Origin of the sequence: Pseudomonas putida, from assembly GCF_026625125.1 — a bacterium.
In the GTDB taxonomy this organism is placed as follows: domain Bacteria; phylum Pseudomonadota; class Gammaproteobacteria; order Pseudomonadales; family Pseudomonadaceae; genus Aquipseudomonas; species Aquipseudomonas putida_X.
Genome location: NZ_CP113097.1, coordinates 2,882,945 through 2,898,983 on the forward strand (window position 1 = coordinate 2,882,945; position 16,039 = coordinate 2,898,983).

Consider the following 16,039-nt stretch of genomic DNA (forward strand, 5'->3'; position numbering starts at 1 on the left):
GTTTTTATGGTTCGATTCAGCGATCGATGATTCAGAGTGTCCCCTTGCAGCTGGTCGAGCAATTATGTAAACGTCACTGGTAGGTGAATAAAATTCACCTCTCGCCATACCGCACTTCCAGTGGTTGAATCCGAGGTGGCCTGGTTATCAATGGAAACCGAGTGAGAGCAGCTATGCGTCAAGACGATCGTGCCCCCATTGACCTCCCACCGTTGAGAGCTATTCAGGCCTTCGAGCAAACCGCTCGGTTCGGCAATCTGGCAAGGGCGGCTGAAGTGCTGGACCTGACACCGTCGGCAGTCAGTCACCAATTGGCCAAACTCGAAGCGCTGATAGGGCGTCAGTTGTTCGTTCGGGCAGCACGTGGTGTGACACTGACTCCGGTAGGTGAGCAGTATCTGAAAGACGTTTCGGGACTTTTGCATAGCCTGGAGATGGCCACTGAGCGCGCGGCCAGTGATGTGAGCCTGGATTGCCTGCGACTGCATTCATCACCTAGTTTCGGCTTGCTCTGGTTGATGCCGCGTTTGCAAGCGTTTCGCAATAGCCACCCTGACATTCAGATCAATCTTTCCTGCTCCTATGAATCGTTGCATTTCAGCAGAGACAAGATCGACGTCGACATCCGTCACGGGCATCCCAATTGGCCGAGCTATGAGGTGCGTACTGTCCGCCACGAAACGTTTGCGGTTTTGGCCGCTCCCTCGTTGCTTGCCCGGTATCCAGTGACTCAGGCTGCGGATCTCTTTGAGCGGGACCTGATTCTCTCGGAAGCCACCCTGTTAAAGTGGCCCGCATGGTTCGCTCAGCATGGCCTGGCGCGTCCGGAGCATCCCTACGCGTTGAGTTTTGATCGCTCGTACATGACGCTCGAGGCGGCAAGTCATGGTCTGGGCTTTGCTCTGGAAAGCACGTTGCTGGCCCAGAAATATTTGGCATCCGGAGCGCTGGTAGAGGTGGCGCCCGAGCGCTTGACGGCCCCAGTGGCAGCGCATCACTTGGTATTTCCTAAAGCTCACTCAAGCTTTCCGCGCGTCAGGCGGTTCTTGGAGTGGATGGAGAGCGAGCTAGGGCATAACTTTGTGTTTTGAAGTCGCGCTACCAGTCGACGCGGAGTACGGCTTCGCCTGGAGGCTGACCCTCTGTATCAACCGTCAGCGGTTACCAGTTCTACCAGGCCGGCCCCCTTGAGCAGTCGGTTTACTGATAGATGGCTTGGATGGAAGGCGGTTGGCTTGTGTTGCATATTCAAGCATCCTGCATAGCCATCCTCTTCAAGCTCGACGATATCCCATGAGCAACTCTGTTTTCCCCCAGCCCTTTTCAGCGATGGGCTGCTCCCAGTGTCGTGACCTGGCCAGGCTGGATGTCGAAATTACTATGGCGTTTCAGCCAATAATCCATGTTCCTTCAGGCAGGCCGTTCGCTTATGAGGCGCTGGTTCGCGGTCTGGCCGGTGAAAGCGCTGCGGAGATTTTGGCGAAGGTATCTCCCGACAATCTGTACCGCTTTGATCAGGCCTGTCGCGTCAAGGCCATTGAACAAGCGGCTGCACTCGGCTTGGGGCGGCAGAAAGAGTGCAAATTGAGCATCAATTTCCTGCCCAATGCCGTCTACAGTGCCAGCACCTGCATCCGGGCCACTCTAGAAGCCACTCGAACATTCGACTTCCCCGCCAATCGGCTCATGTTCGAGGTGACCGAGGGCGAGCGGATCGAAGACACCGAGCACTTGAAATCAATCTTCAAGGAGTACGAGCGACAGGGCTTTACCACTGCAATAGATGATTTTGGCTCGGGGTACTCAGGGCTGAATCTACTGGCAGAATTTCAGCCGGCTGTGCTCAAACTGGACATGGCACTCACGCGGGGAATCTGCAAGGATTCAGTTCGCCAAGCCATTGTCGCCGGTATCGTTCTGGTGGCCGAGCGGTTGGGCATTACGCTTATCGCCGAAGGGATTGAGACTGACGAAGAGTGTCAAGCGTTGGCGACGCTGGGGATTGAGTTGATGCAAGGGTATCTGTTCGCCCGACCGCAGGTGAATGGATTGCCGTTGATTGAGCGGCTTTCTTGATGTTGCTCTTATAGAGTCCCTTCTTGCCAAAAGCGGCATCAAGCCGTACTCGAAAGAGAACTAACCAGAGCCACCAAGCGGAGGGCGCTGGGCTGATGGAAAGTCCCCTGGTAGGGGAGACTTCAACCTATGTCCCTCTGGCATGCAGCCAATGCGTCATCTTTGGTGTCCTTGGTGTATCACTCAAGAGATCTGCGTTATGCATCCAACGACACCAGACAGACGCTATTTTGTTGTCAAAGGTCAGCTCTGGCGCTGTACGAACCCGTCACTTAGTGAATGCGAGCGGCAACGCCTTGTGCATGACCTGATGGATGCTCGACGAGATGTCAAAAGGGCCAAGCGCGCTGACGATTTGAAAATGCTCAAAACTGCGCGTGCGCGAGTGAATGCCGCCAAAGTGGGACTGGGCGAGCGGGGGCCTGTTTGGTGGGACGACGACAGTCCTGACTACAATCGTTGTCGGGTGGAACATACGCCCTACGCTGATTGGTACGACGCTTTGGATGCCACTAAGGATGAGTAATGCACGTCGAAAAGACTTGGCCGGGGTCGGCCTCGACTGAGCGACCGACTGATTGAGCAAGGCTTGATTGATCTGTAAACCTGGATGATCGACTCAACCGCAGTACGCGCATGAAAAGTTGCGCGATTCCTATTTATCTCGTTTATCTCGATCGTCTTCAATTTGCTGTAAAGTAAAAGTCCTTCTGGCTTACCAAGGTCTTGATCGATGCGCCATCTTGTTTTGCTCGCAGGGGCTCTGCTGAGTTTCAGTGCTTTGGCCGACAGCGCGATTATTGAGCCTGTCAAGAAGTGGACATTGCTGGATCAGAACGATAAAGCCTACACCCTCGATGACGATGCTCAGGTGCTGCTGGTGGTACGAAGCATGGCGGCGGCTAAATTGGTGAACGCGGCAATTGAAGATGAGCCTGCAGGCTATCTGGAGTCACGTCGTGTGATTTATGTCGCAGACATCGAAAAGATGCCATCGGTGATCAAGCTAGTGGCCGTGCCTGCTATGCGTTCCGCCAAATACCGAATCTTGTTGGACCGCGACGGCCGGGTCGCCAGTGCCTATAAAGGCGATCGTGAGTCCGTTCAATGGTTGGCCTTACAGGGCGGCGCCGTTGTGCAAGAGCAGCGGTATACAGACAGCGAGGCGCTCAAAGAGGCCATTGCTCAGCGTTCGCAGCGGTGATCAGCTGGTCACCGCCGCTTTCTTGAACATCGAGGCAATGAAGCCTGCGATCACGTCAGCATCAACGAATACAGTGCGCAGTTCTTTTTCGGCATTGGAAAGATGCATTTGCAGATTCGCTTGCAGCTCTTGTTCACCGTAGATCGACAGGAATGTCGACTTACCGCGGTCTTTGTTCGAGTCCTTGCCGGTATCACAGCGGACGTCACATAGGTCGTCGTACATCTGAAACGCCTGGCCTAGCTCCATGGCGAAGCGTTGCAAGCTTGAACGAGTGCTTTCATCGCTGTCACTGATAAGCCAGGCCATGTCCACAATGGCACCGAACAAGACCCCTGTCTTGAGGTTATTGGTGATGGCAATGTCTTCGGGGCTCCGGGGTTGCTGACCGTCCCTCAAATCCTGAAACTGGCCACGCACCAGGCCTTGCATGCCTACAGCATTTGAAGCCAGTTCGACCAGTTCGCTCCTGATCGCAGGTGGCACTTCACGGGTAGCCGCGATGATACCGAAGGCGCGGCTCAGCAGTGCTACCGCAGTTAGAATTGCGACATCCTCGCCAAATTTCAAATGCACCGTGGGCCGGCCTCGCCTAAGCGAGGCGTTGTCCATGCACGGCATATCGTCGAGCACCAGTGAGGCGGCGTGGATCAGCTCCACTGCGCAGCCCAGGTCACGGGCTGCCGAGCCCTCGTGGCCCAGGCCACTTGCAATGAGCATTAGCAACATGGGGCGCATTCGCTTACCCGGAGCCAGCGTCGATTCGCGCATGGCGAGCGCGACGAGATCACGTTCGTTACCTGTGTCGGGCAGTAACTCATCCAGGCGTTGTTCGATCGAAATCCGTATCTGCGAAAGGCGGTCAGTGGAGCCGAGGTCGGAAAAAGCTACGAGGGCGGTGGTCATCGTGATGTATGCCTCTGCTGTGGCCAAATTGGTCGAATGTTTTTTTGATCTGCCACACTGGAATTCGGGGAACGACTCAACCCCGCAGCTGCCTCAGTCTCAATCAATCTTGTACAAAACCAGCGCCGCTGCCAATGTTGTATAAGTTTTATTCGTAGAAGACCACGCTGGGTACGAAATGATTCAAGCAACCGGAGCTTGATATGAGCGACAGCGAATTGAGTAAACGCAAGGACGACCACCTCGACATTGTGCTGAGTAGGCGCACAGAGCCACGTGGCATGGGCACCGGTTTCGATGCGTTGCAATTGGAGCACTGTGCTTTGCCAGAGCTGAATCTGGACGCCATTGATCTGGGTAGTGCGCTGGTCGGGAAATCGCTTCGGGCGCCGATACTGATCAGTTCCATGACCGGGGGTGCAGCCCGCTCGACCGCGATCAATCGCCACCTGGCCGAGGCTGCACAGGCACTGGGGATCGCCATGGGTGTGGGTTCGCAGCGCGTTGCTCTGAGAAGTGGTAATGACCAAGGTCTGACGCGAGGTCTGCGCCAACTGGCCCCGGATATACCTTTGCTCGGCAATATCGGCGCTGCGCAACTGCTGGAAAAAGACGGCCTCGACCTGGCGCACCGGTGTGTCGAAACGCTGCAAGCCGACGCGCTGATCATTCATCTCAACCCGTTGCAGGAAGCGGTTCAGCCTGAAGGTGATCGGAACTGGTGCGGGGTTTTGGAGGCTATTACCCGCACGGTGGCAGCGGTAGGTGTACCGGTTGTTGTCAAGGAGGTCGGCGCCGGGATATCGGCGCCGGTCGCATTAGCCCTCAGCGAAGCTGGCGTACAAGTCATTGATGTTGCGGGCATGGGCGGCACGAGCTGGGCGGCGGTCGAAGCAGCTCGGGCGGTGCGTCCGCTGGATCGTCGCGTAGCTGAAGCTTTCAGTGGCTGGGGTATACCGACGGCCATCAGCCTGCAGCGCATCAGACGTGCGCTGCCACAGATACCCTTGATTGCTTCGGGCGGGATTCGAGATGGCGTCGATGCAGCCAAAGCCATTTGCCTGGGCGCCGATGTGATCGGTCAGGCGGCGGGTGTTCTCCACGAGGCGACTCAGTCGACGTCGGCGGTCGTCGAGCATTTCGAGATGCTCATCCGGCAGCTGCGCATTGCTTGCTTCTGCACGGGCTCGGCCAACCTGGCAGCGTTGCGCAGCGTGCGCGTGCTGCCATCCGGCCCCACTGCGTTGGTTATCCCATGAGCCGTTTCGGCGTGGTCGCGCCGGCGTTCTATAGCCATTTTCAGGCTTTTCAGGCACTGGCATCGGCGTTGATAGACCGCGGGCACGGTGTCACTTTCTTTCAGCAGGTCGATGCGCGTCGCTGGCTGACTGATCCACGCATCGGTTTCGTCGCAGTGGGTAGTGACAGTCATCCCCTTGGCAGCCTTGACCGGTCATTGCAGCGTGCTGCAACGTCCAATCACCCGCTGCGCCTGCGCGGCGTAATCCGTGATTTATGCGCCAACACTGGGATGCTGTGCCAAGCCTTGCCGCCAGCGCTGAACCAAGCCGGGGTCGATGTGGTGCTGTGCGACCAGATGGAAGCGGCTGGCGGCCTGGTGGCCGAAGCATTGGGTATGCCGTTCTTGTCCGTGGCCTGCGCACTCCCGGTCAACCGCGAGCCTGGCATTCCGTTGGCGGTCATGCCGTTCGCGTACGGGGAAGATGAGCGCCAGCGACGGCTTTATGAAGGCAGCCAGCGTGTATATGACTGGCTGATGCGCCCCTTGCGCGATGTGATTCGCCAGGCTTGTCGGCGGTTCGGCATTGAGCTGCGCGATGGCCTGCACCAATGCCTGTCATCTTATGCCCAGATTAGCCAGACGATCACCGGGTTCGATCTTCCTCGCCAGCAGTTACCTGCTCATTACCATGCGGTGGGCCCGTTGCGGGCGCCGTTCTCTGGCGGGGTAGGGCAGTGGCCGATCGACCCAGGGCGCCCCTTTGTGTTCGCCAGTCTCGGTACGTTGCAAGGTGATCGCGTGGGTATGTTTCACCAGATAGCCAAGGCTTGCGCACGGCTTGATGCTCAGCTGCTGATCGCCCACTGCGCAAAACTCGGCCCGGCTCAGGAAGAGCGCCTGCGCAGGGCCGGGGCGACTTGGGTAACCAGCTACGCGCCGCAGCAATGGGTGCTCGACCACGCCCATGTCGTGGTGACTCACGGCGGCCTGAACACGGTCATGGATGCGATCAAGGCGCGGACCCCCGCATTGGTGATGCCCATTGGCTTCGATCAGCCCGGTGTGGCAGCGCGGGTCGTGCACGCGGGTATCGGGTTGCAGGTCAACCGACGGGCGAGGGCGAGCACCATCCATGATGCGCTGAAGCGGCTGCTGGAGCATCCGGTTGAACGGCTACAGTGGCTGGCGGCTGAATTGGAGCAAGCGGGGGGCACGCCGCGGGCTGCCGATATCGTTGAAAGGGTTGCCCGAACCGGCTGCGCTGTACTTGGGGGGCCTGCCCAATGACTTACGACCTGATTCTGGCCGGTGGCGGGTTGGCCAACGGCCTGATCGCCTGGCGACTGAAGCAGCAGCGGCCCGCATGGCGTGTGCTGTGCATCGAAGCGCAGAAGCTTATCGGCGGCAATCACACGTGGTCGTTCCATGACGGTGACCTGACACCCGAGCAACATGACTGGCTCGCCCCGTTGGTGGTCAAGCGCTGGCCGTGCTATGACGTGCATTTCCCAGCCCGCTCGCGCCGCCTGAACTCGGGGTACGCTAGCATCACCTCTGAGCGATTTGCCGAGGTGATCGGCGCCGAGCTGGGTGACGACCTGCGCGTAGGCCAACGTATCATCGACCTGACCCCCACGTCGGTAACGTTGGCGAACGGCGAGCGCGTGCAGGCGCGTGCTGTCATCGATGGTCGAGGTGCTCGGGCTAGCGCGCGGATGGTGCTGGGGCATCAGGCATTTGTGGGGCAACTGTTGAGATTGCAGGCGCCCCATGGCTTAGTCGCGCCAATCATCATGGACGCGCGGGTGGCACAAGGGCAGGGGTACCGGTTCGTTTACGTCCTGCCCTTCAGCCCAGACACCGTGCTGATAGAAGATACCCACTATGTAGATCGACATACCTTGTCGCCCGACCAATTGCGGGCGCACATCGCCGAATATGCCGAGGCGCAAGGTTGGGCGGTGCAGGCATGTCTGCGCGAAGAAACCGGCGTGTTGCCGATCACCTTGGCGGGAGATTTCGAGGGCTTCTGGAGCGAAGCCCAGGGGCACCCGCTTTCCGGACTGCGCGCAGGCTTGTTCCATTGCACCACGGGCTATTCGCTGCCCCATGCCGTGCGCCTGGCCGACTGGGTCGCGCAACAGCACGACCTTGACGCAAGCGTCCTGGCTGCCGGCATACGATCGATCGCCTATAAGATCTGGCGGAGCCAGCGTTTCTACCGCCTGCTCAACCGGATGCTGTTCCTGGCCGGGCGGCCCGAGTACCGGTGGCAGGTCATGCAGCGTTTCTACGGGCTCTCCGACGGTTTGATCTGCCGCTTTTACGCAGGCCAAAACAGCTTTTCCGACAAGCTGCGGGTGCTGTCGGGCAAACCACCGGTGCCGCTCGGCGAAGCCGTGCGCGCGATGCTCCGGTATCACCCCAGACACTATGGAATTCGAGAATGACCGACGCAAAGAAAGCCATCGTGATTGGTGCCGGGTTCGGCGGGCTGGCCTTGGCCATCCGGCTTCAGGCCGCTGGGGTGCAGACGACCCTGCTGGAAAAACGCGACAAGCCGGGCGGCCGCGCTTATGTCTATCACGAGCAAGGATTCACGTTCGACGCCGGCCCGACTGTGATCACCGACCCGACAGCGATCGAGGCGCTGTTCACACTGGCGGGGCGCTCGATGGCCGATTACGTGGAACTGCTGCCGGTAGCGCCGTTTTATCGGCTGTGCTGGGAAGATGGTACGCAGTTCGACTACGCCAACGATCAGGCCGCGCTCGACCGCCAGATCGCACAATTCAACGCAGCCGATGTCGCTGGCTATCGGCGTTTTCTGGCCTATTCCAAGGCGGTGTTTCGTGAAGGGTACCTGAAGCTGGGCGCTGTGCCGTTTCTGTCGTTTCGCGATATGGTCGCCGCAGGCCCGCAACTGGCGCGGCTGCAGGCTTGGCGCAGCGTGTATGCCAAAGTCTCGACGTTTATCGAGGACGACAAGCTGCGCCAGGCATTTTCGTTCCATTCCTTGCTGGTGGGGGGCAACCCCTTCGCCACCTCCTCGATCTACACCCTCATTCACGCGCTCGAGCGCGAGTGGGGGGTGTGGTTCCCCAGAGGAGGAACCGGCGCGCTGGTGAACGCTTTGGTGAAGCTGTTCGAAGACCTTGGCGGCTGCCTGCAGCTCAATGCCGATGTCGCCCATATTACTACCGCGGGCCGGCGTGCCACTGGAGTGCGCCTAGTGGATGGGCGGCACTATGAGGCTGACAGCGTGGCCTCCAATGCGGATGTGGTGCACACTTACAGCCAGCTGTTAAGTGGGCATCGCAGAGGCGTGCAGGAAAGCGCTCGCCTCAAACGCAAGCGCTTCAGCAATTCGCTGTTCGTCATTCATTTTGGGCTAAAGCGACCGCAACCTCAGTTGCAACACCATACAGTGTGCTTTGGGCCGCGTTATCGGGCGCTTATTCAGGACATTTTCCAGGGGCAGGCGTTGGCCGACGACTTTTCCCTGTACTTGCACGCCCCTTGTGTCACCGACCCCAGCCTCGCCCCCCAAGGCTGCTCCAGCCACTATGTGCTGTCACCGGTACCACACTTGGGCAATGCCCCGATTGACTGGAAAGTCGAAGGCCCGCGTTACCGGGAGCGTATTTTCGACTACCTCGAACAGCACTACATCCCCGGGCTGCGCAAGGACTTGGTGACCTGCCGGATCTTCACCCCCGCCGACTTCGAAAGTGAGCTCAACGCGCACCTTGGGTCGGCATTTTCCCTCGAACCGATCCTCACCCAAAGTGCTTGGTTCCGGCCACACAACCGCGATGCGATGCTCACTAACCTTTATTTGGCCGGTGCCGGCACGCACCCAGGCGCGGGGGTTCCGGGTGTGATAGGGTCGGCGCGAGCCACCGCTGGGCTGATGCTGGAGGACATGCAGGGATGATGACAGTTGAAGGCAATGACCAGACCCTGTTCGACCATGCGAACCGCAGCATTGCCGTAGGCTCGAAGAGCTTCGCCGCCGCCGCGCGGCTGTTCGCCCCCGCCACCCGGCGCAGCGCGGTCATGCTCTATGCCTGGTGCCGGTATTGCGACGATGTGATCGACGGGCAGGTAGCAGGCCATGCTGCTACCTCTGTAGGGCAGGATGAAGTCGAGCGGCGCTTGGCCAGCCTATTTGCACAAACCTATTCGGTATATGCCGGGCGGCCGGTGCAAACGCCCGCATTCGCGGCTTTCCGCGAAGTGGTGCGCCGTCATTGCATTCCTGAGCCGTACGCCTTGGCGCATCTTTCCGGTTTCGCGATGGACGCCCAGAACCGACGCTATCACCGCATCGAAGACACATTGGATTACTGCTACCACGTTGCGGGTGTGGTTGGTCTGATGATGGCGCGTGTCATGGGGGTGAGCGACGAAAAGACCCTCGACCGGGCGTGCGATCTGGGCATGGGGTTCCAATTGACCAATATCGCCCGGGACATCATCGAAGACGCGGGCGTTGGCCGATGCTATCTGCCCCAAGAATGGCTGCAAGCGATGTCGATTCCAGAGCACGACATTGCCAACCCTAAGTACCGGGATGCTGTGGCCATGCTGGCTCAGCGACTGATCCACATGGCAGAGCCATTCTACATCAGCGCCCAGGCAGGGTTGACGGCGTTGCCATGGCGCTCGGCCTGGGCGGTGGCAACGGCTGGCGGCGTGTACCGGGCGATCGGGTTGAAGGTCAGACAGCGGGGCAGCCGGGCATGGGACGTGCGGGTCTCTACGTCGAAGCTGGAAAAGGTCTGGCACATTGTTGCGGGGCTATGGCGCACCGTCATGTCCCGTGGCCGTCGCTGGCCTGACCGCGCTGCTGGCTTGTGGCAGCGTCCTCATCATGTCTGGCCAACGGCCCACCGTGCAAAGCACGAAGCTGGGCGCGAAGTTTAGAAACCGATGGTGCGTACAGAAAGCCGAACGCCACGCACCCCTCCTTTCCGGCAACGGCATGGTGCAGCAGGTGCGCCTGATAAAGGCGCTTGAGGTAGCCGTGCCGGGGGACAAATCGCAATGGCCATCGCTTGTGTACCAGCCCATCATGGGCCAGGAAGTACAGCAGTCCATACGCGGTCATGCCGGCACCGATCCACTCCAGCGGGTGTACGCCTAGATTGCCGAGGGCGATCAGCGCGACGGCGAAACCCGCGAACACGACGGCAAACAGGTCGTTTTTCTCGAAGCGCCCAGTTCTAGGCTCATGGTGCGAACGATGCCAGCCCCAGCCCCATCCATGCATCACGTACTTGTGGGCGACGAACGCCAATCCCTCCATGCCAATCAAAGCCATCAAGAACACCAGTGCGTTGACAATCATGCGAAGTACCTTGGTAAGCAAGCTTTTAAGACCCGTGTCACCGGTGGATGTTCGAGTTCGATCATATCTCAAGATGAGGTTGCGATCTGGATGGGGGGTGTACGACGTTGTTTTCGTACGCTGCTAAGGCTTTGCTGCTGTTGCGCCAAGTCGCAGGGCAGTAGTCGCCACTGCCGGCCAGCAGTTTCCACCCAACGCCTGGCCCCAGTCGTCTTGAGAAACTCATCCTAGGCCACTAAAGCTGCGCTTTCGAACCTATGAGGCATTGACGACCGCGATCCAGAAGTACATACCAAGGGCGTTCATAGGTTTGTGCTCCGATGGCTTACACGTAATCACTCCCTAACGTTCCAGCGGCCGCTCCTGGAACGAGGATCACTTTCCGGCAGTTATCCTGTTTTTGATCGAACATTTTGTAGCCCATGGCAGCCTCTTCCAGGGCGAGGCGGTGAGTCACGATCAGTTCCGGTTCCAGGCGCCCGGCTTCTATGTGTTCGAGCAGTTCCGGGAGGTATTTCTGCACATGGGTCTGGCCCATCTTGAACGTCAGCCCCTTGTCGAACGCATCGCCAAACATGAAGGCGTGAATGAAGCCGGCATAGACGCCGGGCACGCTAACTATGCCGCCACGCCGCACAGCCGCAATGCTTTGGCGCAGGGCCTTGCCGCTGCTGCCTTCCAGTTTCAAGGCCGTCATCACGGTTTCCGTGGTGCTGCCTTTGGCTTCAAACCCGACCGCGTCGATGACCGCGTCCACGCCACGCATACCCGGTGTATGGCGGATGATGCTATCGGCTGGGTCATCATTCTTTTCGAAGTTGATCGGGATAACGCCATAGGCTTGCTGGGCATAGGCCAGCCGGTAATTGTTGTCATCCACCATGAAGATGGTGTGAGCGCCCAGCATCTTTGCGCAGGCGGCACTCAACAGGCCCACTGGCCCCGCGCCATAGATCGCTACCGATGAACCTTCGCCGATCTCGGCATTGATGACCGCTTGCCAAGCGGTGGGAAGGATGTCTGATAGGAACAGCACTTTGTCATCCGCGAGCGAAGTCGGAACTTTGAATGGCCCGACATTGCCTTTTGGCACCCTAACGTAATCGGCCTGGCCTCCAGGGATCCCTCCATACAGATGGCTGTATCCGAACAGCGCCGCGCCTGGTGGTATGCCCTTTTTGTTGATGATCGATCCGCGCCCGGTATTGGTGGTTTCACAGGCAGCGAAGAGATCATGCTGGCAGAAAAAGCAACTTCCACAAGCGATGACAAATGGAATCACCACTCGGTCGCCAACCTTCAGGGTCGTCACGTCCCTGCCAACCTCCTCCACGATGCCCATGAACTCGTGGCCGAAGATGTCGCCTTGCTCTGTTTCCGGGATCTTGCCCCGATAGAGGTGGAGGTCGGATCCGCAGATGGCGGTGGCCGTCACCCTGAGGATGATGTCGTCTGGGTCTTGGAGGATGGGGTCTGGGACATTATCGACCCGCACATCGTTTGCGCCGTGGTAGGTCAGTGCTCTCATCATGCTTGCTCCTGCTGCGGTAAATTTATGAGCATATGCAGGGGAAGCCTGGAGTAGCGCCAAAGTTCAGGCTGACTGGTTCAATGGTCATCGGAGAGCCGCAGCGTCGAACAGCACGGCCTCATCGGCGTGCATTTCCTTGAATGCCCCTAAGAAACCTGCATCGCTGCCAGGGAACGACGCTGACGGTACGGACACCGCTAAAGCGCACAACGTTTACCCGACCGGCAAACTCAACGGAGCCGGTTTCAGTGTTTTTGCTCTAGCTGTGCAAACGGCTAGCGCTTGTGCGGATAAGGGCGAGGGCAGGGTGCCTGGTGCGGGCGTGGCCTACCGAACACTGTATATGCGTACAGCATTATGTTTGGCCTCGAGACTGTGCCACCTGGATGACCTGATTAACGATGTCGAGCATGGCGGTTGGTCGCGAGACTGGCGGTGGCTCCAGGATGGCCAGGTGGGCTTATCATCGGCGCGGTTTCTGATACTGAAGGCTGAACAATCAGATGAGCAGAGCCGTGTTGCCCCTCGATTCTATTGTGCGAACTGGAGGGGAGTTGGCGGCGGTTGGGCTACGAGTCTCACGATTTCAAACTGTGATCAGGTTCGCCCGTGGGGAGATTAGCCAGCCACGCTTGAACACGGTCTTCCCAGCGGGCTTCGTAGAAGCGCGTGGCGGGCCAGAAGTTGTGCGCTCTGCCAGCAATCAGTTGCTTGGCAAGCTCTCGCTCGCGCGTAAGCTTCGATGCCCAGTTGATCAACTTCGCGGTCGAAACACAGATTCCGTTCAGTTGATCCAGCAAGGATCTTTCTGACGTGATGTCGACGGTCTTGAGAAACCAACCTTTGGTTCGAGCGCGGGTGCATTAGGTGGTTTTTGTGACGGGCATTTAAATGCTGTAAACGTTGAAATAAAATCGGACGCCCACAATCCCTTTTAAAAACAATATGTTAACCCTTCCTGTCGCTATATCGGCGGAAAAACGAAGTCTTTTTTCCGGGCTTATCCCGCATAAGAGTCTGTCTTCCGGTCTTATGTCACACGGGTTCGATGTACTCCTGAGCCCGCAGTGTGATTCCAGGTGCGCAGGTGTTTCATGGATTGGTTGGATAGCCTAATGGGCGCAATACCGATAAAACTCTACGATCCAAGACGTCTTTCTCAGGGGATCCCATTGCACTCGAAAGCCCGTGAACCGGGAGGAAAGTGGTGATGTGTATGGCGCCAACACCAGATAAGCCGTTGAAGATTGTTAGCGCTTGGTAGCCCGCAAGCCCTGAAACCTGGGACGTAACCGAAATGACAAGGTGTGCGCCTTCTACTCGCCCAGCACGGTGCGTTCAAGAATGAACAACAAGAACGCAGTACCTACACCAGATTCGTCACAACTCTTCCCTCGTTCCGCCCACCGCAGGTAGCTACCAGGAACCAATCGTCGTCCCAAGCCGAGAAACACACCGGCCCCAACGGCAGATCCACAAGCGCACTTTTATGCGTATGTCGCAATACGACAGGTATGGGAAATGCCATTCCCGTCCAAGATCTGCTCCAACGACCGAATATTTACGTTCGGAGGTTAGACGGTTTAGGAATGAAAAAGGCGAGCTTTATGTTCAGGACTTAATCATTCGGGTTAAATATATATTGAATGTGCGTGAATTTCGTGATTTTTAACTTGATGATCTCTATAAGCTTTTTTTAGTTGGAGTTTTTTTGTAATTTCTGAAGAAATGTCAATATATCTAATACTCAACTTCCTCCTGGCCTTGCCACCGCTTGGAAGCTGCCTAGCCGAAATTTGCGTGCATCTACCACTCCACTATCCTCACCTGTCAAATCATCGGATTAGTACCGGATAAGATGGATAAAGAACTCAACCTGCCTGCAGCGCCTAGCGATTCGGAAGAAAAAGCAAAGGTAAGAGTACCCAGAGACTGGAAAGAGTCAGGAGTACCTCCTGGAGGTGAGTACATTCCCTACCAGGAAAGAACTTATGACGCGCGCGAGCAAGAAGTGGCTAAAGAGCGCGCATCCGTTTTTGACCAGGTCATTGAGCGGTTTAACGGGATGACCGTCAAGCGAGGCATGGAAGTTCTTGGCCTCGGCCACTCTCAATTTTATAACTTGCTGCGCAAGCACAGAAAAGAAGAAAGTATCCAGCGAAACAAGAAAGGCAGGGTTATAGGAAGTTGCTGGGCCAGTGATGCACAAATCGCTGCTCTTGAAGAAGCCTACGAGAAGAAATTTGAAGGCCCCAAGGCATCCCTCAGTAAGCTCCACCAGTGGGCGCGGGAGTACTTCAAGGGAGAGGGTGAAAATGTCACGCGCTATAGGGCCAGGCAATTCTTAATGTCCAAGCCGGAAAGAGAGGTTTATTTCAAGCGGTACGGGAAAGAAAAGACGGATCATAAATATGGATTCAAGCCTCACAAGTTTGTGATCGATGGGCTTTTGCACAGAGTATCGATGGATCACACGATGGTCGACATCTTGTTGGTCGATGAGCAGAACAGAAATATTATCATCGGTAGGCCATGGGTAACGATGTTAATCTGCGATAAGTCGAGAGTGATCTTAGGTTTTTTTCTTAGTCTAGATCCCCCTAACCTTGATACCGTCGCTGCCGCCCTTGCTTTTGCAGTGATGAACAAAGATTTTCATCTATTCCGCTTCTTGACTAATCCGAATGAGTATCCATTCTTTGGTATTCCATTTGTTATATTTACCGACAATGCCGCTGAGTTTACAAGTGAAAAGTTCATTGAGCAGTGCAAGGCGTGGGGTATGGATTGGGAACACCGCCCTATAGGGAAAAAATGGTATGGAGGCATTATAGAACGCTTGATTGGCACGTTTATGACGACAGAAGTCCACTTCCTTCCCGGCGCAACCGGGAGTAACGTCGTTCAGCGAGAGGACTTCAATAGCGAATATAATGCAACGATGGATTATGAGCAGTTCGCTGTATGGTTCCTAAATCAAGTAACTGTTTATCATGGCAAAATCCACTCGTCGCTAAAATGCACTCCGCGTGAAGCTTGGAATCATTACGTTAATCAAGGTCTTTATGATCATGATCGTGTCATTGCATCAAACGATCAAATGAGGTTTTTGATTGATTTCTCACCGACAAGCTTCGATCACAAGGTGCATCCCTACGGAATAAATTTTGCTGGCCGTAGATACGCATGTTACGAGCTTGCCCCCTACGTGGGTCAGCGTTTTGATATCAAGTACCTTCGGCACGATCTGAGCTACGTCTGGGTCAAGCTCCCAGGCAAATTTCTGAAAGTTCCTTGTAGTTATAATCGGGTGGGGCTAGCTAACACTTGGGATTCCTACTCGAACCATAAACAACTTTCGAAGCGTAAAGCACTACTCAAAGACCTGCCCCCTGGCACTGTCGACGATGAGTTCGCGCACGCTGCTCTTGCCAATCAGACAGTGATCGTTCAAGAGGCCGTTGACCTTAAAACTGCTTTCATGGCCAATCTACCGCCTAAAGGTCTGCCCGCTCCACAGAGCACTCTAATCCCTGCAACCGAAGCAGTAACCAATGAACCCGTTGAGGACTGGCTTATCGAAGACACGCAAGACTTTATCCCGACAATCTTAACCCAGGACGAAAACGCTCACGATGTTTTTGTGCCGCGCATCATAAGAGAGCATTCAGATCAGCCTGATTTTCTTCCTGTAATTATAGTTGATAAGCATAAAGACTAACTTGG

The 16,039-nt window shown here is 56.7% G+C and carries 14 protein-coding genes; 10 read left to right on the top strand and 4 right to left on the bottom strand.

The genetic code is table 11. The annotated features are described in order from the left end of the window. Positions 1-173 precede the first annotated feature (173 nt). From OSW16_RS13280 to OSW16_RS13295, 4 genes are all read left to right on the top strand, one after another. A complete protein-coding gene (locus tag OSW16_RS13280) occupies positions 174-1,091 on the top strand; it encodes a LysR substrate-binding domain-containing protein (RefSeq protein WP_267823806.1) in 918 nt (305 codons plus the stop codon). A 202-nt stretch (positions 1,092-1,293) separates the two neighbouring features. Continuing rightward, positions 1,294-2,076: an EAL domain-containing protein gene (locus OSW16_RS13285; protein ID WP_267823808.1), complete on the top strand. Its 783-nt coding sequence runs from the start codon at positions 1,294-1,296 to the stop codon at positions 2,074-2,076. 199 nt (positions 2,077-2,275) lie between these two features. After that, on the top strand, positions 2,276-2,602 hold the full coding sequence (locus OSW16_RS13290) for a hypothetical protein (RefSeq protein WP_267823810.1): 327 nt from the start codon (positions 2,276-2,278) through the stop codon (positions 2,600-2,602). 207 nt (positions 2,603-2,809) lie between these two features. Then, a complete protein-coding gene (locus OSW16_RS13295; protein ID WP_267823812.1) occupies positions 2,810-3,280 on the top strand; it encodes a hypothetical protein in 471 nt (156 codons plus the stop codon). Here OSW16_RS13295 and OSW16_RS13300 read toward each other — a convergent pair whose 3' ends face one another. Further along, positions 3,281-4,186 (bottom strand): polyprenyl synthetase family protein, encoded by a 906-nt coding sequence (locus OSW16_RS13300; RefSeq protein ID WP_267823814.1) that lies wholly within the window; start codon positions 4,184-4,186, stop codon positions 3,281-3,283. 203 nt (positions 4,187-4,389) lie between these two features. Between OSW16_RS13300 and fni the strand changes: the two genes are divergently transcribed. Genes fni through OSW16_RS13325 form a run of 5 tightly spaced genes read left to right on the top strand, consistent with a single transcriptional unit; the run spans position 4,390 to position 10,358 of the window. Continuing rightward, entirely contained in the window at positions 4,390-5,445 is a 1,056-nt protein-coding gene (gene fni / locus OSW16_RS13305; protein ID WP_267823816.1) for a type 2 isopentenyl-diphosphate Delta-isomerase, read from the top strand. Next, the gene (locus OSW16_RS13310; protein ID WP_267823818.1) at positions 5,442-6,716 is read left to right on the top strand and encodes a glycosyltransferase; all 1,275 of its coding nucleotides are present in this window, start codon (positions 5,442-5,444) and stop codon (positions 6,714-6,716) included. Before fni ends, OSW16_RS13310 begins: the two co-directional genes overlap by 4 nt. Beyond that, positions 6,713-7,879 carry a lycopene beta-cyclase CrtY gene (gene crtY, locus OSW16_RS13315; RefSeq protein WP_267823820.1) on the top strand — a complete coding sequence of 389 codons (1,167 nt, stop codon included), beginning with the start codon at positions 6,713-6,715 and terminating at the stop codon, positions 7,877-7,879. Before OSW16_RS13310 ends, crtY begins: the two co-directional genes overlap by 4 nt. Further along, the gene (locus OSW16_RS13320) at positions 7,876-9,366 is read left to right on the top strand and encodes a phytoene desaturase (protein WP_267823822.1); all 1,491 of its coding nucleotides are present in this window, start codon (positions 7,876-7,878) and stop codon (positions 9,364-9,366) included. The genes crtY and OSW16_RS13320 overlap by 4 nt, the downstream gene beginning before the upstream one ends. Further along, the gene (locus OSW16_RS13325; RefSeq protein ID WP_267823824.1) at positions 9,363-10,358 is read left to right on the top strand and encodes a phytoene/squalene synthase family protein; all 996 of its coding nucleotides are present in this window, start codon (positions 9,363-9,365) and stop codon (positions 10,356-10,358) included. The genes OSW16_RS13320 and OSW16_RS13325 overlap by 4 nt, the downstream gene beginning before the upstream one ends. Here OSW16_RS13325 and OSW16_RS13330 read toward each other — a convergent pair. From OSW16_RS13330 to OSW16_RS13340, 3 genes are all read right to left on the bottom strand, one after another. Further along, on the bottom strand, positions 10,246-10,782 hold the full coding sequence (locus tag OSW16_RS13330; RefSeq protein ID WP_267823827.1) for a sterol desaturase family protein: 537 nt from the start codon (positions 10,780-10,782) through the stop codon (positions 10,246-10,248). The genes OSW16_RS13325 and OSW16_RS13330 overlap by 113 nt on opposite strands. Positions 10,783-11,107: 325 nt before the next feature. Continuing rightward, positions 11,108-12,310 carry a zinc-dependent alcohol dehydrogenase gene (locus tag OSW16_RS13335; protein ID WP_267823953.1) on the bottom strand — a complete coding sequence of 401 codons (1,203 nt, stop codon included), beginning with the start codon at positions 12,308-12,310 and terminating at the stop codon, positions 11,108-11,110. Between the two features lie 581 nt (positions 12,311-12,891). Next, complete coding sequence (locus OSW16_RS13340; protein ID WP_267823829.1) at positions 12,892-13,113, bottom strand: hypothetical protein; 222 nt, start codon at positions 13,111-13,113, stop codon at positions 12,892-12,894. Between the two features lie 1,058 nt (positions 13,114-14,171). Between OSW16_RS13340 and OSW16_RS13345 the strand changes: the two genes are divergently transcribed. After that, complete coding sequence (locus OSW16_RS13345) at positions 14,172-16,034, top strand: Mu transposase C-terminal domain-containing protein (RefSeq protein WP_082432323.1); 1,863 nt, start codon at positions 14,172-14,174, stop codon at positions 16,032-16,034. Positions 16,035-16,039: the final 5 nt, after the last annotated feature.